General features: G+C 46.9%; 13 protein-coding genes. 9 read left to right on the top strand and 4 right to left on the bottom strand.

The genetic code is table 11. From position 1 onward, the window contains the following. Positions 1-1059, bottom strand: coding sequence for a phospholipase A (locus J2X05_RS18270; protein ID WP_310075258.1), 1059 nt, complete (start codon positions 1057-1059; stop codon positions 1-3). A gap of 64 nt (positions 1060-1123) precedes the next feature. Next, entirely contained in the window at positions 1124-2092 is a 969-nt protein-coding gene (locus J2X05_RS18265) for a hypothetical protein (RefSeq protein WP_310075254.1), read from the bottom strand. Positions 2093-2340: 248 nt separating this feature from the next. Between J2X05_RS18265 and J2X05_RS18260 the strand changes: the two genes are divergently transcribed. The 6 genes from J2X05_RS18260 (at position 2341) to J2X05_RS18235 (ending at position 15717) form a co-directional block, all read left to right on the top strand. Continuing rightward, the gene (locus J2X05_RS18260) at positions 2341-3831 is read left to right on the top strand and encodes a tryptophan halogenase family protein (protein WP_310075252.1); all 1491 of its coding nucleotides are present in this window, start codon (positions 2341-2343) and stop codon (positions 3829-3831) included. A 210-nt stretch (positions 3832-4041) separates the two neighbouring features. Then, positions 4042-6465, top strand: coding sequence for a glycoside hydrolase family 95 protein (locus J2X05_RS18255; protein ID WP_310075250.1), 2424 nt, complete (start codon positions 4042-4044; stop codon positions 6463-6465). Positions 6466-6520: 55 nt separating this feature from the next. Beyond that, complete coding sequence (locus J2X05_RS18250) at positions 6521-9484, top strand: TonB-dependent receptor (RefSeq protein WP_310075248.1); 2964 nt, start codon at positions 6521-6523, stop codon at positions 9482-9484. 81 nt (positions 9485-9565) lie between these two features. Then, complete coding sequence (locus J2X05_RS18245) at positions 9566-11299, top strand: DUF5597 domain-containing protein (protein ID WP_310075247.1); 1734 nt, start codon at positions 9566-9568, stop codon at positions 11297-11299. 144 nt (positions 11300-11443) lie between these two features. Next, positions 11444-14428, top strand: coding sequence for a TIM-barrel domain-containing protein (locus J2X05_RS18240; RefSeq protein ID WP_310075245.1), 2985 nt, complete (start codon positions 11444-11446; stop codon positions 14426-14428). A gap of 383 nt (positions 14429-14811) precedes the next feature. After that, entirely contained in the window at positions 14812-15717 is a 906-nt protein-coding gene (locus tag J2X05_RS18235) for an RluA family pseudouridine synthase (protein WP_310075243.1), read from the top strand. Positions 15718-15815: 98 nt separating this feature from the next. On the opposite strand, the gene J2X05_RS18230 is transcribed toward J2X05_RS18235, so the two are convergent. Together J2X05_RS18230 and J2X05_RS18225 are read right to left on the bottom strand one after the other, a co-directional pair. Continuing rightward, positions 15816-17498 carry a pectate lyase family protein gene (locus J2X05_RS18230; protein ID WP_310075240.1) on the bottom strand — a complete coding sequence of 561 codons (1683 nt, stop codon included), beginning with the start codon at positions 17496-17498 and terminating at the stop codon, positions 15816-15818. Positions 17499-17857: 359 nt separating this feature from the next. Next, on the bottom strand, positions 17858-18394 hold the full coding sequence (locus tag J2X05_RS18225) for a pyridoxamine 5'-phosphate oxidase family protein (protein ID WP_310075237.1): 537 nt from the start codon (positions 18392-18394) through the stop codon (positions 17858-17860). 206 nt (positions 18395-18600) lie between these two features. Between J2X05_RS18225 and J2X05_RS18220 the strand changes: the two genes are divergently transcribed. From J2X05_RS18220 to J2X05_RS18210, 3 genes are all read left to right on the top strand, one after another. After that, the gene (locus tag J2X05_RS18220) at positions 18601-18780 is read left to right on the top strand and encodes a DUF6435 family protein (protein ID WP_310075234.1); all 180 of its coding nucleotides are present in this window, start codon (positions 18601-18603) and stop codon (positions 18778-18780) included. A gap of 225 nt (positions 18781-19005) precedes the next feature. Beyond that, entirely contained in the window at positions 19006-19518 is a 513-nt protein-coding gene (locus tag J2X05_RS18215; RefSeq protein WP_310075232.1) for a BON domain-containing protein, read from the top strand. Positions 19519-19535: 17 nt separating this feature from the next. Continuing rightward, positions 19536-20066 carry a hypothetical protein gene (locus tag J2X05_RS18210; RefSeq protein ID WP_310075230.1) on the top strand — a complete coding sequence of 177 codons (531 nt, stop codon included), beginning with the start codon at positions 19536-19538 and terminating at the stop codon, positions 20064-20066. Positions 20067-20086: the final 20 nt, after the last annotated feature.

The raw sequence follows: 20086 nt of genomic DNA, 5'->3' as shown, positions 1-20086 counted from the left end.
CTAAAACAAGTCGGTAAACACAATACCCAGTGCAAACACTTCCATATCGGTGTTGTAATCAATCAGACTATGGCCATAGCCGTTAAAGTATTTCAGCTGGCCGCGCAAATTGGAGCTGATCGGAAAACTCCAGCCCAGCTCCAGCGCCCCCTTGTTATCGGCATGTAAGTTGTTGCGCAGCATAATGCTGTAGATGTCATCGCTGTGTTGATAGGCACTGTTAAGTTCAAAATTCCCCATGTAATCAGTGATGTCTGGATTGTCGTCTCCATCAGGATCACCTGGAAATTCTTGCTCTGGCTCAGGAATGCGGTACCAGGGACTGAGCGCGAACGCAAAATTGCCGCGTTCAAATACCGTGTTCAGCATTACCCGATTCCAGCTGCGCGATAGCAACCCACCTTGACCATTGGATTGATGGTTCAGCACAACCTCGTTCAGCGCATTGCGAAACCCCAATATTTCCCAATCATTGGAAAAGCTCAGAATCAATTCGGGTTGGTGGTCAGTTTCGCGAAAGGGGGCTGAATCCTTATCGCTATACACCTGCCAAAGTGAATGGTTGGTGTAGCCGAGGTAAAGATGGCCATTGTCGCCAAACAGGTCTTCACGCAGCAGAATCTTGATGCTGAGTTGGAAGTCCACCTCCGTCTTGCTCAGGTCAAGCAGCGGTGATTCATCCTCCCTTTGGTAAGGACCGGTGTTGGGGTGTTCGGTAAAGCTTAAGGGGAACAAATAGTTGCGTTTATGCGGGGTAAGCACAAAACGGCTGGAGCGGTTGAGCGCCTCCAGAGTCAGGCGCTTTTGTAGTACCCAGTTGGTTTCTTCCTTCTCGTCCGCTACCGGCGTTTCAATTACTCCCCGGCGCTGCTCGTGCAGCAGCAGGCAGGCCTGTTTTAATTCCGCTACCGTCATGGCTTCTGCAGCACCCACCACTGAGGCTTGCAAGCAGTGGTTCATTGCTTCGGTGCTGAATTCAATAGTTGGGGCTGTGGTATCGGCAGCGAGTGCAGACAAAGGGATAGAGGCAAATGCCCCGATTAACCAGAGTTGACGCATAGAGGTTCCCTAAAATAGACAGAGCCCATTGTAGGGAGTGAGACCCAAGAGGCAAGTACTTTGATTAGTAGGATTGCACCCAGACTTCGATATCCTGCTCATGCCATTGGGTAAGGAGTTGCACACCTTCATCTACAACCTTCAAATACACATCGATAATATCGGTTGCCAAGCTGAACAGGCGGCTACTGTCGGTGTTGATTTGATGTGCATTTACCACATCGCTCTCCACCATCGACAATAAAAACTCCAGCTTGATCTCATAGCTTTTGAGTTGGCCAAGCAGACTCAGATCGCTGTCCAGCAGGCCTTCAAGGCGCTTGGTCTGATGGCGCAGTTTCTCGTTGTTTACCCGTGTGCATTGGATAACGTAGCGCAGTTTGCTGGCGAAATCTTTGTCGCAGTAGCCGAGTGCCGAGGCGTAAGTCGCCAGCGCACGGATACGGCCAATCTGCTCCGCCACTGCCGGCATCAGGCGCGTCGCAAAATGCAGCACCTCGAGGTATTTAAAGCGGTTGGGATAGAGGGTTTCATCGGCGTGGATAACCTTGGGTTCGACCATCTCCGGCATGGATTGGGAGGTAGGTTGTTCCAGTTGTTTACCCAGCGCTGCCACCATGCTCAGCAACTGTTCGATCAGATGGCAATGCAGTTCGTAGTTATCGATCACCGCATCTTCCTGCCAGTCGCGGCTAATTGTCAGCCAGGCATTGCTCAGATTTTCCTGATCACGCGGGCTAAGCAGGGCAGAGCTGCGAGAGGAAAATGCCTGCAGCAACTCCAGCCGACGCTCCAATTGCACCTGCAAATGCGCCAGCTCGTCCCGGAACTGTTGGTTGCCTCCAAGGGTGCCCATGGTCATACCGCGATGGCGCTGTACTGCCTTGATCATGTGGATCAGCTGCTTCGCGAGCGTCAATGCATCCAATCGTTGGTGATAAAGGTCGCAGAAGTGTGCAAATTGGCTTGAGCCTTTGCTGCGAGATGGTGCAATCGGGGTTGCCCCCTGTCTGTTGATGGTGCTTGCTGCCATTCTTTGCTTTACTCCAAATACCTGAAAACGCGGGATTGAATGCAGTTGATGCGCTTATCTGGCGCGCTCTAATACTTTGCCCGTTATTGACTTAAGACTACAGCAACAGCTATGCCAGACCATCCTGATGCATGGTGCGTAGGCAGCCAAGCTCCATTAATATATGATTAATGAGACTAGTGGCTCTGGCGTGGGGCCAATATCCATTCCTTCATAACAATGATAACAATGCCGCAATGGGAGTTTTGATGACGACTAAGCCTGTAAAAAAAATCCTGATTGTCGGTGGTGGCACTGCGGGCTGGATGACCGCCGCCTATTTGGCGCGTTGGCTTGAAAAGGTCGATATCCAAGTCACGCTGATTGAATCCGAACTCATTGGTACTATCGGCGTGGGCGAGGCAACTGTCCCCGGCATCCATCAGTTCATTAAGGATCTTGCAATTAAAGAAAGTGAGTTTATCAAGGCAACCAATGCGACATTTAAGTTGGGTATTGAGTTCGATCAGTGGGCGGGAATAGATACCCGTTTTTTCCATCCGTTTGCCGGCTATGGAGTTGAAATTGAAGATCGCCCTTTTTATAAAACCTGGTGGTGGGCAAAAAATCAGGGCTATTCAGAGGGGTTAGATAAATTTTGCCTGTGCACTCAACTGGCACAAGCGGGCAAATTTGCGCAACCCAGCTTTGACGAAAAAAGCCGTTTGGCCTGGTACAACTACGCTTACCATTTTGATGCTTCATTATTCGCGAAATTTCTACGCCGCTATGCAGAACAAAGAAATGTGCAGCGCATTGAGGGCAAAATCAATCACGTCCAATTGGATGGAGCCAGCGGATTTATCCAGTCTGTATCGATGGAGTCAGGGCAGGTAGTCGAGGCCGATTTATTTGTGGATTGCACGGGAATGCCAGCACTGCTGATAGGCAAAACACTCGGTGTTGGCTACGAAGATTGGAGCCACTGGCTGCCGTGTGACAGCGCCCTCGCAGTGCAAACCAAAAGTGTGGTGGAGCCTGATCCCTTTACTCGTTCATCGGCGCGCACGGCTGGGTGGCAGTGGCATATTCCGCTGCAACATCGCGTTGGTAATGGGTACGTTTATTCCAGCCAGTTTATTTCCCATGAACAAGCGCGCGAAGAGTTGCTGAATAATTTAACTGGCGAGCGAGTGACTGAGCCAAAACTGATTCGTTTTACTACCGGCATGCGCAAGGATTTTTGGTCCAAAAATTGTGTCGCGATTGGTTTATCGAGTGGTTTTTTAGAGCCACTTGAATCGACCAGCATTTCGTTGATCCAAACCGGCATCAACAAAATGACGGGCTTCATGGTGAACTTTGAAATTGATGAAAAACACGTTGCCGAGGCTAATCGCCTGAATCGTTTGGAATACGAGCGCATTCGGGATTTTATTATCCTGCATTACAAACTAAATGGCCGATCCAATCCGTTTTGGCAGCATGTCAGGGCGATGCCAATACCTGCAAGCCTGGAAGGAAAAATGTCACTGTTCCGCGCATCTGGCGATATCAAAATGTTGGAGCAGGAGTCGTTTAAAGAGGATAGCTGGGTGAGCATGTATTACGGTTTCGGGGTGCAGCCCCATGCACCGGCGTCATTAACTGACCCCGAAAGAATCCAGATGATCATGAATAAAATGAAAATCGCCGTTGCAAAGGGGGTGCAGCTCGCCCCCTCTCATGCGGAATTTATCCAAACTATTGGCACGCCATAAATCGGCACGGCATCGCCGATACCCATTCCCACCTGTTTCCCGCATCGGACACTAGTCTCAATTGCCAGTGGCAAGTGACGCCTTAATCATGGTTGTTTCCTTTTGTAGCAGGTGTTTTGTGCTATTCGATGTCATAGGTAATAAATCTTGCACGTATAAAAACATTGGCTTAACATTAGTCGTAATAGTCATATATACCATATTAAAACCATGACAAGCCCTTGCAGAACTACAACAATTCGAGAGCGTATCTGCTCCACTTTGGGGCACGGCATTTATGCTGTGGCGATTATGCTGTGCCTGTTTGTTTCACAGTGGGTATCTGCGGCCGCGCCTTTATCGATCTGGTTTGACCAGCCCGCCAGCGATTGGGAAAAAGAAGGCTTGCCGATTGGCAATGGCGCTATGGGCGCAGTCATAGCCGGTGGCGTGCAGCGCGACCTTATTCAATTCAATGAAAAGACCTTGTGGACTGGCGGGCCGGGTGCAGAGGGTTATGATTTTGGCTGGCCGGAACAGCCCCAAACAGCAGCCTTGAATCAGGTCAGAAAAACCATCGCCACTGATGGTGCTATAGCGCCTGAAGCTGCGGCTAAATTAATGGGGCGCAAAGTCACGGCCTATGGCGACTATCAAACCTTCGGCGATCTGGTTTTAGACTTTGCCGGAAATGACAGCGGTGTCAGTCATTACAAGCGCGAGCTATCGCTTGCCGATGCACAAGTTACGGTGGCCTATGTGCAGGGCGGTGTGAATTACAAGCGCGAGTATTTGGCGAGTTATCCCGCCAGTGTGATTGCGATAAAACTCAGCGCCGATCAACCGGGAAAAATATCTTTCACTGCTGGTGTCAGCACACCAGACAATCGATCGCTTATCACCCATGTTAATCAAGGTCGCATTACTGCTGCAGGTAAATTAAATAGCAACGGTTTGCAGTTTGAAGCGCAAGTGCAACTGCTTAATCAAGGCGGCGTGCTGGAAGTCATCGACAACAAAAAGATTCGCATTACTGATGCCGATTCGGTGGTGATTTTGTTGGCCGCGGGCACAGACTATCAACAGCAATATCCCCGGTATCGCGGTGCACATCCCCACACACAATTACAACAGCGTGTAGATGCAGCAGCGGCAAAAGAATTTACGCAATTGCAAACCGAGCATCGCGCTGATTACCAATCCTTATTTAACCGTGTGAAGCTAACCATTGGTCAAGCAGCGATTGAGCAGCCAACGCCAGTGTTGCTCTCGCAGTATAAAAAAGGCAATGCAAGTCTTGATCGCACACTTGAAGCGACTTATTTCCAATTTGGCCGCTATTTATTAATTGCCTCATCGCGCGCCGGTTCATTGCCAGCGAATTTGCAAGGCGTGTGGAATAACTCGATTACGCCGCCCTGGAATGACGACTACCACGTCAATATCAATTTGCAAATGAATTACTGGTTGGCAGAAACCACCAATCTTCCTGAATTGATGACACCCTATTTTGATTTTGTTGATAGCCTGGTTGAGCCCGGAAAAATCGCCGCACAAAAAATTGCCGGTGTCGATAAGGGTTGGACACTGTTTTTAAATACTAATATTTGGGGCTTTACCGGTGTGATTGAATGGCCTACGGCCTTTTGGCAACCGGAAGCTTCCGCTTGGTTGGCGCAACATCATTACGAACACTACTTATTTTCGGGCGATGAAAAATTCCTGCGTGAGCGCGCTTATCCGCTTATGAAAAGCGTCGCTGAATTTTGGTTGGCATTTTTAATAAAAGACCCGCGCGATGGAAAATTAATTGTCTCTCCAAGTTTCTCGCCAGAGCAAGGCAACTTCACCAACGGCGCCGCTATGAGCCAACAGATTGTATTTGATTTGTTACGCAATACCCGCGACGCAGCTGAAGTGCTGGGAGATAAAAAATTCACCCAACAAGTGGCAAAAAAACTAGCGCAACTCGACGCTGGTATCCGCATTGGTTCATGGGGGCAGTTGCAGGAATGGAAAGAAGATATCGACGATCCTAAAAACGATCACCGCCATATCTCTCATTTATTTGCATTGCATCCCGGCAACCAAATTAATGTCCATAAAAATCCTGAGTTATTGCAAGCGGTACGCAGCACACTGAACGCGCGAGGCGATGGCGGTACCGGTTGGTCGCAAGCCTGGAAAGTAAATATGTGGGCGCGCGCACTCGATGGCAATCGCGCGCACAAAGTACTGGGTGAGCAATTGCAGCGCAGCACGCTCAGCAATTTGTGGGACAACCACCCTCCCTTCCAAATAGACGGCAACTTTGGCGCAACCGCAGGCATTGCAGAAATGCTGTTGCAAAGCCACAACGGTGAATTGCATTTGTTGCCCGCATTGCCAGCGGCTTGGCCAACTGGATCAGTCTCTGGTTTGCGCGCACGTGGCGGTATTACCGTTGATATGAGTTGGGCAGATGGGCAACTAATTTCTGCACGAATTCACACTGTTAAAAGTGGAAAAATGTATTTAAGAACCGGGGTTTTGTCAGAAAAATATTCTCTGGCATTAGCGCAGGGTGGTACCGCCGTCGCACTAAAACGCAAAGGTACAAGTGGAAGTTTTACCGCGCAGGGAGGAAGCACATATCTCTTAAACGTTCGTCAATAGAAAACAGCGGGAGATAGCTTTAGGGGTAGTTCAATTATTCTAACTGGAGAACATCATGACAACTAACAATAAACATGTAATTAAAAAACCGTTCCTGAAAAAACAATTGCCAATGTACATCAAAATGGCATCGAGCCTTTCACTCGTTGTTGGTGCAATGGGTATAGGCTCCCATGCTTTCGCACAAGAGCCGGCAGCCGATGAGCAAGTTGAAGAAGTAATCGTCAGTGGACAGCGTGCGAGTATTCAATCAGCGCAAGACATTAAGAAAAACTCTTCCACTATTGTAGATTCTATTGTTTCAGAAGATATAGGTAAATTACCGGATCGCAGCGTAACTGAGGCACTTCAACGTGTTCCAGGTGTAACTGTAGGTCGCTACACTAACAACGATGCCGAGCATCCTGCTGCTGAAGGTAGTGGTGTTGCTGTGCGTGGTTTGTCGCAAGTTCGTGCAGAATTAAATGGTCGCGATGTGTTCTCTGCTGCTAGTGGCCGTGGTCTTAGCTTTGAAGATGTTCCAGCCGAATTGATGTATGCAGTTGATACTTATAAAAGCCCTTCTGCCGATATGATCGAAGGTGGTTTGGGTGGTACGGTAAACCTGCGCACTCGTATGCCATTTGATGCCGATGGCCAATTGGTGAGTGTGTCTGCTAAGGGTAACTACGGCGATCAAATTAAAGAGACCAACGGCGAATATTCCGGGTTGTACAGCAATCGTTGGGAAACCGGTGTTGGTGAATTTGGTGTTTTGATTAATGCATCAACTTCTGATTTATCGAGTCGTTCTGATCAGGTGTATACACGAGCATTTTTGCCGCGCGAAATTAATGGCGATGATGTGTGGGTTTCCAAAGGAGTGGACTGGCGCCGCAACGACTACGAAAGTACACGTCAAGGCGGATACCTCGCATTGCAGTGGGCGCCAAATGATGAAACAGAACTTTATTTCACCGTGTTCCAAAGTAAACACGACACAACTTACGATGAAAACGCCTATTTCCTCGAAGGTGCCAACGGTGATCAAGCCTTGTTTCCCACAGCTGAAGATGATTGGGAGTATGACGCCAACGGTGCATTAGAGTCTGGTACTGTAACTGTTTCCAATCCTGCACAATGGGGCCTGGATTTTGGCACCAGTACACGTTGGGCAAATAACGTTTCAGAAACCACCGACTATTCGAGCGGTATTAAGTGGAGTCCGGATGATAATTGGAAATTTTCTGCCGATCTTCAATATGTAAAAGCGGATGCAACAGTCGACGATTTTACCCTGGGTTTGAAAGTGATTCCGGAAGAAGGGTACATGGCTGGTATTGGTACTGAGACACCATCTATCCAGTTAGATCCGGAGTTCATGGCGGATTATGCCAATTACAGCTTGGGTCAGGAAATGACTCACTTCGAGCGCAATGAAGCTGAAGCAAAAACGGCACGGTTCGATGCTGAATACAATTTCGATGATTCGGTTATTAAATCGGTAAAAGCGGGTGTGAGATACTCGGACAAATCTGCGGATAATATCAACACAGATTACGATTGGAACACGCGTTACGCCACTTGGTTTACCAAGCTTGATTGGAGTGGCTATGATAAAAATTCGTTGCCAAAAGTCACTGCTGATGAAGCGTCAAAATATTTGAATCTCTATTCGTTCGATAACTTCCAGCGTGGAGATGTCGCGGTTCCTGCGGCGGGTTATTTGTACTCAAGCGCAGCAGTTAAAGATTTTATGGCAACCACAAATGCGATTAATGGTGACCGCGCTACTACTTGCGCTGTGTATCAATCCTGGATTTGTGATGCCATTTATCCTGATGCAAATCGTTTGACGGATCCTCAGTATCGCAACCAACAGAGCGAAACCAGCTTTGCTGCCTACATGATGGCTAACTTTGGTTTCGATGATTTAGCAATGCCAATTGATGGTAATCTTGGTGTGCGTGTAGTTGAGGTTGACAACGAAGCTGATGGTTACGAAGGTTGGAATAGACTGGAAGGCGCGCCTCCGGGGGTGGGTTTTGAAAGCAAGGTTAATCCCTATCATGTGCAACATAGCCGCAGTTACGTATTGCCTAGTTTGAACCTTAGATTAAAAGCCACAGATGATTTCTTTATTCGCTTTGCTGCATCCGAGGCTATGTGGGCTCCCAGCTTTGCTGAGCTTCAAGCAAAACGAATTATCACCAATAGTAAGAAAGACGGCGTAAACAATATCGCCACTATTAATGACGTGAAGTTTGCTCAAGATCAATTCAGTAACCCTGACTTAACGCCAATGAAAGCCACCCAGTTTGATCTTACTGCGGAGTGGTACTTCGATGATAACGGCGGTATGGCACATGCGGCGTTGTTCAGTAAGCAAATTGACGATTTCTTCCGCCGCGACAATGTGGTGTCAGATGTCGAAAACCCCAATGGGGTTGTGGTTCCTGTGAACTCAACCAAGCTGACTAATATTGGGTCGGGGGACATCAAGGGTGCTGAAATTGGGGTCAGTAAATTCTTTGACTTCTTGCCCGCACCGTTCGATGGTTTGGGTATTCAAACCAGTTACACCTACATTGATAGCGAGGCAAAAATCCCCGCGAGTGCTGATGGTGTGAGCCCAATCGATACGGATCGCTCGCGTTACGGTCAGATGCCTCTCGATCAACTTTCTAAAAATGCCTATAACATTGTGGGTATGTATGAGAAAGACGGTTTCTCTGCGCGGTTAGCTTACACTTGGCGTAGTGAATACTTGATTACTTGGGGTGGTAACGGGTTTGATCCAGACTTCAACTTCGGTAGCAGCGGTAAGGCTCGCCTGCCAGTCTACAACGATGACTACGGTCAATTGGATGCGTCCGTTAGCTACACCTTCCTCGACAATTACACAGTAACTGCTGAAGCTTCAAATCTCTTGAAGGAAAAAACAGTGGGTATTATCGATCAGAATGGTGCTGGCGATCATGTCGCATACTCCTATGCACAAGATGCCCGCTTTGCAGTTGGTATCCGTGCCAAGTTTTAATTAGTGCGTGTTTAACCTTGCCCCATCGGGGCAAGGTTTTTTTGTTTTTGTCCTATATGAAATTTACCCTGGTGAGGTTTTATGAACGTTGGCATTTCACATTATTGGTGCGCATTGAAACGTTTTTTTGCGTTTACCTTAATTCTATCTGCGCCGATTGTATCGTTGCCAGTTTTCGCTGAAGCTTTGCCCGAACTCGTCACCAAAAATGGTCGCCACGCTTTATTGGTGGATGGGGCACCCTATTTAATGCTTGGAGCACAAACCAATAACTCCAGCAATTATCCCGCGGCATTAAAAGATGTCTGGCCGTCGGTTGAAAAAATGCATGCCAATACCTTGAGTATTCCCGTCGCTTGGGAACAAATCGAGCCGGTTGAAGGCCAATTCGATTTTTCTTTTGTCGATGTATTGCTAAAACAAGCGCGCGAGCGCGATGTAAAAGTGGTGCTGCTCTGGTTTGCGACTTGGAAAAACAACGCTCCTCACTATGCACCGGCATGGGTGAAGTTGGATAACAAACGTTTTCCGCGTGTAGTGAAACAAGATGGCGATACGCTCAATTCAATGTCGCCGCTGGGTAAGAACACCTTGGAGGCGGATAAAAAAGCCTTTGTTGAATTAATGAAGCATTTAAAGAAAACCGATAAAGACCATACCGTCATTATGGTGCAGGTAGAAAACGAAGTGGGTACCTATGGCGCCGTGCGCGATTACTCCGCTGTTGCCCAACAGCAATTCAACTCTCCCGTGCCTGCTGATTTGATTGAAAAGCTGAAATTAAAATCCGGTAGTTGGGCGCAAGTGTTTGGTAAAGATGCCGACGAGTTTTTTCACGCCTACTTCATCGCCAAATATTGCAATGAAATTACCGAAGCAGGTAAGGCGGTAAAAAATCTGCCGATGTATGTGAACGTGGCATTGCGCAATCCGTTTAATCCCGGTTTGCCTGGGCAGTATTCCAGTGGTGGAGGCACCGATAACGTGCTGCATATTTGGAAAGCGGCAGCGCCAGCGATTGATTTAATCGCCCCGGATATTTATTTCCGCGATCACAAAACAGTTAGCAAAATATTGGATTTGTATGCACGCCCCGACAACGCATTATTTGTTGCCGAGATTGGTAATGATCAACCTTTTGCACGCTATTTCTATCCCACCTTGGGTAAAGGCGGAATTGGTTTCTCGCCTTTCGGCATGGATAATACTGGCTATACCAATTATCCACTCGGTGCAAAAGAATATAACGATGAGGTGATCGAATATTTTGCCCAGCACTATCGCGCTATTGCACCGGGCATGCGCCCATGGGCAAAGCTGTTATTTGAAAATAACAGCTGGGGTTTTGCCGAACCACTGGATACCACTGGCGATACACAAAAAATCTGGAATGCAGAAGCAACTCCCGCTGAAAAAGAACAGCACAGCAAGGACCGCGCTGCAGCACTCACCCAATTGGTTGATGCAGGATTATGGGATATAGAAGTGACCTATGGTCGCCCCATGTTTTGGATTGCGCCACCCGAAGGAAATACCCCGGCGGCTGGCGGCGCACTGGTTGTGAAGTTGAGTGATAACGAATATTTGGTTACAGCACACAAAGCACGTGTGGAATTTAAACCATCAGCAGAATTGGTTGGTAAAAAATATATGATCGAACGCGTGGAAGAAGGCAACTTCTCAACCATTCCTGATGAAAAAGGTGAGTGGAGGATGGATCGCGTTTGGAATGGCGATCAAACCGACTGGGGTATGAATTTCAGTGATCGCGCGGTTACGTTGAGGGTCAAAATGGCTGCGTATACAACGAATTAAAAAACCAGGGCGAAGAGAAAAGGGCGTGGCAAGCAGCGCCCCTACAAATTACACCCGTAGAGGCGCTGCTTGCTGCGCCCTGTTTTTCGTCCTGTCTCTATAAAATATTCAAATTTTTAAAATCGTAAAACGAGGAAAACAAAAATGCTATCTGCATTAAAACGGCTTTCATACAAAGCCATGATCAAGCATTGCATTATCGGTGTGGCATCGGTCGCGCTTTTGCAAGCTTGTTCCAAACAATCAGGCAATGAATCAACATCCAACACTACAGCGCCTACCCAACAAGTTAAGGCCTTGGCGCAAGTTGAAAAAACTGCAGAAGGTGTAGTGATTACGCTTGCAGAAGGTGCAGTAAAAAAGGTGCGTTTGCAGGTAATGAGCGAAAAAATTATCCGTGTGACTGCATTGCCCGGTACGGATTTTTCGGTATTGCCCGAATCCATTCAGGTTGTTGCCAAACCAGCAACTACTGTTCCGTTTACGGTTGATCAGACAGGTGAAAAGCTCGTCCTAAAAACGGCGCAAGTCGCTGCTGAAGTTTCGTTAATCGATGGCACTGTGAGTTTCCGCGATGCAAAAGGTAATCTGTTATTACAAGAAGAAAATCGCGGTACTTTTTCACCGGTGACTGCAGATCCGATCAAGCCGGATGCGGATTCTTTTGCAATCCGCCAGGAATTTAACCGCGACACCGATGAAGGCTTTTTTGGTTTGGGTCAACACCAAAATGGTCAAGTGAATTACGCGGGTGAAAACGTGGAACTTACCACCTACAATCTGGTGATTTCAATTCCTTATGTCGTTTCCAGCCGCAACTATGGTGTGCTCTGGGATAACAACTCTGTCACCCGTTTTGGCGACCCACGCGAAACTCAGCCATTAAATGTTTCACTGAAATTGTATGATGCAGAAGGCAAAGAAGGTGGTTTGACAGCGCGCTATTACGATGGCAACGAGTTAAAACTCACTCGCGTCGAAGCAGATTTGAATTATCAATTCTTCAGCAACAACAGCGTGCGTGAAGTGCCATTCCCGGATGAAGTGAAAGATGCAAAAAATCTGCGCCTCGAGTGGGAGGGCAGCATTCAAAGCGATGAGTCAGGCACTCATCATTTCAAAATGTACAACTCCGGTTACGCAAAATTATTTGTCGATGGCCAGCTGGCGCTGGATCGCTGGCGTTTGAACTGGAACCCCTGGTACCACACCTACAAAATGGATATGAAGGCGGGCGAGAAAAAAGCCGTTAAAGTGGATTGGACGGTGAGTGGCGGTTTCTTCCGCTTAACGCACCTGGATCCTATGCCAGTGGAAGAGCAAAAAGAATTGTCACTGACGTCTGATACGGGCAAAGCCATTGATTACTATTTTGTAGTCGGCAACAATAAAGATGAAGTCGTGGGTGGTTACCGCGAATTAACGGGCAAAGCCGTCATGTTGCCAAAATGGGTTTATGGTTTCTGGCAAAGCCGCGAGCGCTATAAAAATCAGGACGAAATCGTCAACACCTTTAAATACTATCGCGAGAAAAAAATCCCGATTGATAACATCGTGTTGGATTGGTCTTATTGGCCAGAAAATGCCTGGGGCAGCCACGATTTTGATCCGGCACATTTCCCTGATCCAAAATCCATGACCGATAAAATCCACGCGATGAATGGCAATATCATGATTTCCGTGTGGCCAAAATTTTACCCCACCACCGAAACTTATAAAGAATTGAATGCAAAAGGTTACATGTTCAATAAGAACATTGAAGAAGGTAATCTGGACTGGATTGGAAAAGGTTATTTGAATGCGTTTTACGATCCTTACCCAAAAGAAGCGCAGGAAATTTTCTGGAAGCAAATCAACGAGAAAATTAAATCCAAAGGTTTTGATGCATGGTGGTTGGATGCGGCTGAGCCGGATATCCACTCGAATTTGTCATTCACCAAACGCAAAGAATTAATGAGCCGTGAAGGTGGAATTGCATCGGGTGCAGAGAATTTCAACTCTTACGCAATTCCCAATGCATCGGCGGTATATAACGGCGAGCGCGCAACCAGCCCGGAGAAACGTTCATTTATTTTGACTCGCTCAGGTTTTGGCGGCATCCAGCGTACCGGCGCAGCCATTTGGAGTGGTGACACTTCATCGGATTGGAATAATTTGAAAGACCAAATTGCCGCAGGTGTCAGCACCGGTATTGCCGGTATGCCTAACTGGAGTTTTGATATCGGTGGTTTTACACCGGAAGATAAATATCGTTGGGGCAATAAAAATGGTGGCGAAGCACTGAAAGTGCAGGACTTAAGACCTGAATTGGTTGCTGATTGGCAAGAGCTGAACGTGCGTTGGTTCCAATTCGGCGCTTTCGTGCCACTGTTCCGTTCACACGGCCAGTATCCTTACCGCGAAATTTTCAGTCTCGCCGATGAGGGTACCGAGGTATACAACACACTCGAATCCTACATTATATTGCGCTATCGATTGATGCCTTACATTTACACATTAGCGGGCGATACTTATCACAAAAACGGAACTATTATGCGTCCGCTGGTGATGGATTTCCCGAACGACAAAACGGGTTGGAATATCAATACGCAATACATGTTTGGCCCTGCATTTTTAGTTAACCCTGTATATGAAAACAAAGCGCGCAGTCGCGATGTGTATTTGCCTGCAGGTGCAGACTGGTTCAATTTTTACACCGGTGAGAAATCAACCGGCGGTCAAACCATTAAAGCCGACGCACCTTTCACGCAAATGCCCTTGTTTGTTAAAGCCGGTTCAATTGTTCCCACCGGCGCCGCCATTCAACATGTCGACGAAGGTTTGAATACACCATTAACGCTGAATGTTTACACAGGTGCAAACGGCAACTTCGAAATTTATGAAGACGATGGCCGCTCAACCAAATACGAATCGGGTGAGTGGGCGCGCATTCCGGTTAGCTACGACGATGCAACGGGCACTGTCACCGTCGGAGACCGCGTCGGCGGTTTCACTGGTATGGCCAATGAACGCAAGATCAGTGTTCGCTTTATCAGTGGCGTCAATAAAGATGCTGCAAATTTTGATGTAGGTGTGCAAGAGACAATTACCTATGCAGGTAAATCAGTTACGGTGAAATTAACAAAATAATTCCTTAATTTCTTCGCGAAATAAATGGCGTTAAAACAAAAATCCCGGTCATTGCAAAATGGTCGGGCTTTTTGTTTTTGGATGACAAGGGCGCAGCAAGCGGCGCCCCTACACATAGCATCGCACCAGTAGGGGCGCTGCTTGCTGCGCCCTATTTGGGATATCAATTATCTTTCGCAGCGGATAATAGTAGAAAGCCGTCACAGAAATGTTAATTAGCTATAGGATGCAATTGGGTGTTATTCTGGCGACCTACTGAATATTTTTCCTGCCTCGTCTGAGCCTTCATCTCAGCTCTTCCGACTATGGTCAAGCATTCTTGACCATCCTTTTTAAGCTTGTTACGCGCCGCGCCCAAAGAGCTTAAATTCAGAGCGAACGCTATGTCGGAAAAATTGCACGTTAGTGAGCCTGCGGGTCTTATGGTGTTTCTCAGTACGCAACTGCAGGGTTGGGCGCGCAGTAAAATTAAGCAGCGGTTACAAAGCGGTTGCGTCAGTGTCAATGGCACTACCATTACACAGCATGATTACGCGCTTCAAAACGGTGATCTGGTTGAAGTAGGAGCAACTGCCAAGGCAGCTAGTAGCTCACCCTCACAATTGGAAATTTTGTATTCTGATCGCGATATTATCGCCATCAATAAACCTGCTGGTTTGTTGTCGGTAGGCAATGCGAAAGAAACGCAGCAGCATGCTCTGGCCATTTTGCGCAATCAATTATCGCGCCGCACGCACGCCGTAAAGTTGTGGCCGGTAAACCGGATTGATCGCGATACTTCAGGGGTTTTATTATTCGCCACTTCACGCGAAATGCGCGAAGCCGTAATGGATAAATGGGATCAAGCCGAGAAAACCTATTTGGCGATTGTAGAAGGTTGCCCAGACCCGGCGCAGGGAACAATCGATCAACCCTTACGTTTGGATGAAGTGGAATACCGCGTTCACGTAGGTGCGCATCCAGATGCAAAACCCGCCATCACCCATTTCAAAACAGAACGCACCAACACCACACGCACGCTTTTGCAGGTTCAAATAGACACTGGGCGACAGCATCAAATCCGCGCGCATTTATCCTGGCTGGGTTATCCCGTAGTCGGTGATGAACGCTACGGCACCAACGGCGATCGCATGGGTTTACATGCGTTGCGGTTAAAAATAATTCATCCAAAAACCGGCAAAGAATTAGTGTTTGAAACACCTGCTCCTGCGGATTTTTTTGCGTTGATGAATCAAAATTCTTCTACTACGAGAGGAAAAAAATTAACTAAACCGGTTTCTAGAAGGTGAAATAAATCTGTTGTTTATTAATCGATTCGTTGAGCCGCTATTAACTAAAAATGCCCGGCCGCTGTAAAGCGACCGGGCATTTGCATTCTCACAGTCGATCAGTCTTTCGCCACATCTATCTTGCCCGCACCTGCATAAGTTGGCACCAGGATTGGCAATACCGATGCGCTATTAATCGTGTACTGATAAAAATTGCGTGGATTAAATGCCAAACCGTTGTCTACGTGTAATATCCATTCTGCGTTTGGGTTAAACAATTTCACGATATTGTCATTGGTAAATGTCACCTTGGCACTTTGCTCGCTGTCTTCACTGACTACGTAAAGCTCTCCGCTATCCACATAAATATTATTCGCTTCCAGATACAACTCTGCTTCCGGGCCAGCTAATGCGATGTAGGAAATCTGGCGGCTGGGGCCAGTGCGGTCGTTGAAAAAATAATTATTGTAGACATGTGCCTTACCAAAACGTACGCGGGGATGGCGTTGATAGGTATTTTCAAAATAATTGTGGTGATAAGTCACGTGCAGGCGCCCTGAATCCTGAACGGCATTACTATCAACGTGCCCTAACAGCATGGTCTTGTTGTAGTGATAAAAATGGTTCCAGGAAACTGTCACCCAATCGCCACCGCGTTTTACATCCACAGCACCATCAATGCGTCCCGCGAGCGTGGAGTTAGGGGCACTGTAAATAAAGGTGTTGTGGTCTACCCACACATGGTGAGAAAAACATTCAACCGTTACACCATCGGCATCGGGGTTTGAACCTGCGTCATACACATCGCGGAAAGTTAAATTGCGAATAACGACATTGGATACATAAGTGTTACTCGTGTTGTACGCTTCAAGGCATCCGGTAGTGCCGCCGACACGGAAACCTATTTGCCGCAAAATCGCAGTATTGCCAACACCAACAATTGTTTTGTTGGACGCTACATTAAATTTTACGTACCCCGTCGGTGGTTGAATCGTGCCTTCTACCTGAATCACATAAGGCTCGCTCGCCGTAATATAGGTTTGCAGTTGCTCAAAGGTCGTTACCCTCACAACCGCACCGCCCGCACCGCCCGTTGTCGTTGGAACACCCAACGCTGGAACGGTAGCAAAACCTGTCAATGAAAAATCAGGTGTTTCACTAATCGGTATGCTGGATGCGGAGCTACTGGAAACTGACTGCACCGACGAGCGCGATGAACTCAATATTGGAGTGGAAGAATTACTACTCGGCGAACTGCTGGAAACACGGCTGGACGATTGCACAGACGCAACAGAAGAGGGAGCTGATGAATTGGGTACTGAGGATGCAGCTCCGCAATTGCCCGCCACTGCATTTCCACCGACGGTCAAAGAATCAATATTGGCAATTTCTTGCGAACCCGTTGCGCGCAATCGCAGCTGGTTTGCACCTGCCATTAAATTGATATTTTTGGTCACCGTGCTCCATGTTGATAGCGACGCAGTACGCGGAAATGACAAGCTGCCCGATGAGCCATTCACTGTTAAGCCCGCACTGGTTGATCCCACATTCGCATAACGAAAACTAATGGAATAACTACCGCTCGCAGGTACATTTATCTGGTAATTAATTCCCTGCCCGCCGGAGTTATTGATGTCGACATAACCGGCACCGGTGTAACCGTTGTTAGCGGTGCTGATAATGCCGTCGTAACTGCAAAATCCCGGATCATTTTCCTGGATGGTGACGGCAGCGGAGACAAGCGATGAAATAGATGTGAAAGCCAGTGCCAGAACAGCAACTGACGCAATTTTAGTAAACATAAAAAATCCTCGGCAATTAGTTATTGTTTATTGACCGAATATTTTTTGCAGTTTCTTATTTTTAATTTAAACAGCAGCGCAGGAATGGCAGATTCGTCACTCCTGTTGCGCGTAGATAGTATAGTTTGAAAACTGGGCTGTAAAAAAATAAAACGCGATTTGGCGAAATAAATCACTTTTACGGCTTACACAATATTAAAAATTATCTTTTAATTAAATTGAGTTAGAAGGGTTAGTGGACAGATGAATTTCACATGTTGACAAGTGTCCGGGAATTGATCGCAAATTAAGTTGAGTTCAATGCCATTTTCTAACCAGGCATTAAGCCCCGCAAGTACGGTTGTGTATCTACCTTGCTTTTACATTTTTACTTTCCCTTCGATAGAATCATCCAGTGTTTTACCTATCAACGCGCCAATAGCCATTTTAATTCCCGCCACAGCAAAACCATATTTGGTATCCCAGTAATAGCCTTCGGTTGGCGTCACTTTGATAACAGAGATACGCGGATCATTTTCGCCTTCAGTAAACCAGGTTTTAAATATCGGCTTCCATAATTCTTTAATTCTGTTTTCATCGCGTGAAGCAGTGGCAGTGCCTTTAATGACTAAAAAATCAGAATGAGCCGAGCCTTGAAAATGCAAAGTAACACTGGGGTTTATCGCAATTTCCTGATCTTTGTGGCTGTCATTCGCACTCAGGAACCAAATATTGCCCTCGTCGTCCACCTCTTGCACGCCCATAGGGCGCGTTCCACAAGATTCTGCAACTGCAATAGCAGTGCTGAAAAAGCAACTCTCCGCCTTATCAATAATCTGTTTGATTTTCTCAACAGCGGCAACGCCGCTCAGGTCTTCATGGTTATGTTCGGTTTGGTTTTCATTAATTGAATTCATAATAATCTCGCATGGGTAATGTTAAAAACGTCAGGCGCTGCTCTTACAGCGTGGTTCTCACCAGCTTAAATGATGCGAACCTGACGAACTGTTCGGTAAGCAACCTAGCGAGGTTTTTTTGGGAGGAGGACTAGTGAGTGGGTAGATTGAACCAAAACCTGTTGGCAACCGTAATAGCTGACTACAGAAATTAACGGATAATTACTATGTTTTCCTTTTTCAAAAAAGATCCGCTTAAAGAGCTCAATAAACAATATCTGCAAAAATTAGAAGAGGCCATGTATGCACAGCGCAATGGCGATATCAGGTCTTATTCGATGCTCACGAGTGAGGCGGAGGATATTTTGAAGAAGATCGAAACTATGGAGAAACCAACAGAAAAGTAATTTGCACCATGAAAATGAGAGTATCAATTCTCACCTATGTGGGAAGATTTTCATTTAGAGACCATGCACAAAAATCCTCAGGTCGCCCATCTCGTATCGCAATGCTTAAGCATCTCAACTGTCTCTTAAAGTGATGTGCTTGACTACCCCTCCCCCAAACCAGCTCTATATCGTTTTAAATTCTTAATAGAAAATTAGCTCCAATGTGTGCTACCAAACAATCAAATGAAATTTCTCGGCATAGACTGCGCACAGCAGGTTGCGAATTGGCGGCCACTTATTAACTACCGGAGAGAAATGATGCGAACATCAATAAAACTTTTAGGATTTACTCTTGTGCTTGGTAGCGCAACAGCGATAGCGGCAAATGGAGTTCTCCATAGCTCGTCTTCATCTATGTCGTCAGCGACATCATCCGCTATGAAACCAGCGTTGGCAAAAGATGCTGATAATACGGATTTGAACACTCGTGACAAAAGTGGCGATACGCTGACCCCACAAAATCAGTCGAACTCCGAGTCAGACCTTAAAGTTCTCGCGGCGGTGCGCAGTGCAATTGTAGAAGACGACAATCTTTCGACTGCCGCTCACAATGTAAAAATTATGGTGGCGAATGGCGCGGTTACATTGCGCGGTCCAGTAAAGAATACAAGTGAAAAAGCAAGGGTAGAGGGACTCGCGCGTAAAGTTGCGGGAGTTGTAAGTATTGATAACCGATTAGACATTGACACTAAGTAAACCTTTGGAGATTTATTATGAAAAACGCTGTTTATTGTATTGCCCAAACTCGCGAACAAGCTGAAACCATCGTCCATAGTTTAAAAGATGCTGGTTTTCCTAATACGCAAATTTCTGTTCTTTTCGCCGATAAATCAGGTACACGCGATTTCTCTCATGAACAAAATACGAAAATGCCTGAGGGAGCGACCACAGGTGGTATTGCGGGAATGGGGGCAGGTGCCGCTCTGGGTTGGTTGGCTGGCATTGGTAGCTTGGCCATTCCTGGTGTAGGTCCTTTCATTGCTGCGGGCCCCATAATGGCTGCGCTCGGAGGAGCTGCTGTCGGTGGCGCAACGGGTGGGATGATAGGTGGTTTAATCGGCATGGGAATTCCTGAATATGAAGCCAAATTATATGATGGCAAAATTCAAGGCGGTAATTCCCTGATCTCGGTTCACACCGAAAATTCTGACCAGGTTGACGCTGTGAAAGAGATTTATAAGCGTGCCGGTGCTGAAGATATTCATTCCACGTCAGAAGGCAGTGCACCGCATAAAGCGGCTTAATAGTAATTTGTCCTAAAAAA

The organism is Cellvibrio fibrivorans, assembly GCF_031457055.1.
GTDB classification, from domain to species: domain Bacteria; phylum Pseudomonadota; class Gammaproteobacteria; order Pseudomonadales; family Cellvibrionaceae; genus Cellvibrio; species Cellvibrio fibrivorans.
This window is presented reverse-complemented; position numbering and strand designations above follow the sequence as displayed.

Bases quoted from the DNA above. Each gene is read 5' to 3' on its own strand.
- J2X05_RS18270 (WP_310075258.1), bottom strand. From the start codon at position 1,059: ATGCGTCAACTCTGGTTAATCGGGGCATTTGCCTCTATCCCTTTGTCT.
- J2X05_RS18265 (WP_310075254.1), bottom strand. From the start codon at position 2,092: ATGGCAGCAAGCACCATCAACAGACAGGGGGCAACCCCGATTGCACCA.
- J2X05_RS18260 (WP_310075252.1), top strand. From the start codon at position 2,341: ATGACGACTAAGCCTGTAAAAAAAATCCTGATTGTCGGTGGTGGCACT.
- J2X05_RS18255 (WP_310075250.1), top strand. From the start codon at position 4,042: ATGACAAGCCCTTGCAGAACTACAACAATTCGAGAGCGTATCTGCTCC.
- J2X05_RS18250 (WP_310075248.1), top strand. From the start codon at position 6,521: ATGACAACTAACAATAAACATGTAATTAAAAAACCGTTCCTGAAAAAA.
- J2X05_RS18245 (WP_310075247.1), top strand. From the start codon at position 9,566: ATGAACGTTGGCATTTCACATTATTGGTGCGCATTGAAACGTTTTTTT.
- J2X05_RS18240 (WP_310075245.1), top strand. From the start codon at position 11,444: ATGCTATCTGCATTAAAACGGCTTTCATACAAAGCCATGATCAAGCAT.
- J2X05_RS18235 (WP_310075243.1), top strand. From the start codon at position 14,812: ATGTCGGAAAAATTGCACGTTAGTGAGCCTGCGGGTCTTATGGTGTTT.
- J2X05_RS18230 (WP_310075240.1), bottom strand. From the start codon at position 17,498: ATGTTTACTAAAATTGCGTCAGTTGCTGTTCTGGCACTGGCTTTCACA.
- J2X05_RS18225 (WP_310075237.1), bottom strand. From the start codon at position 18,394: ATGAATTCAATTAATGAAAACCAAACCGAACATAACCATGAAGACCTG.
- J2X05_RS18220 (WP_310075234.1), top strand. From the start codon at position 18,601: ATGTTTTCCTTTTTCAAAAAAGATCCGCTTAAAGAGCTCAATAAACAA.
- J2X05_RS18215 (WP_310075232.1), top strand. From the start codon at position 19,006: ATGAAATTTCTCGGCATAGACTGCGCACAGCAGGTTGCGAATTGGCGG.
- J2X05_RS18210 (WP_310075230.1), top strand. From the start codon at position 19,536: ATGAAAAACGCTGTTTATTGTATTGCCCAAACTCGCGAACAAGCTGAA.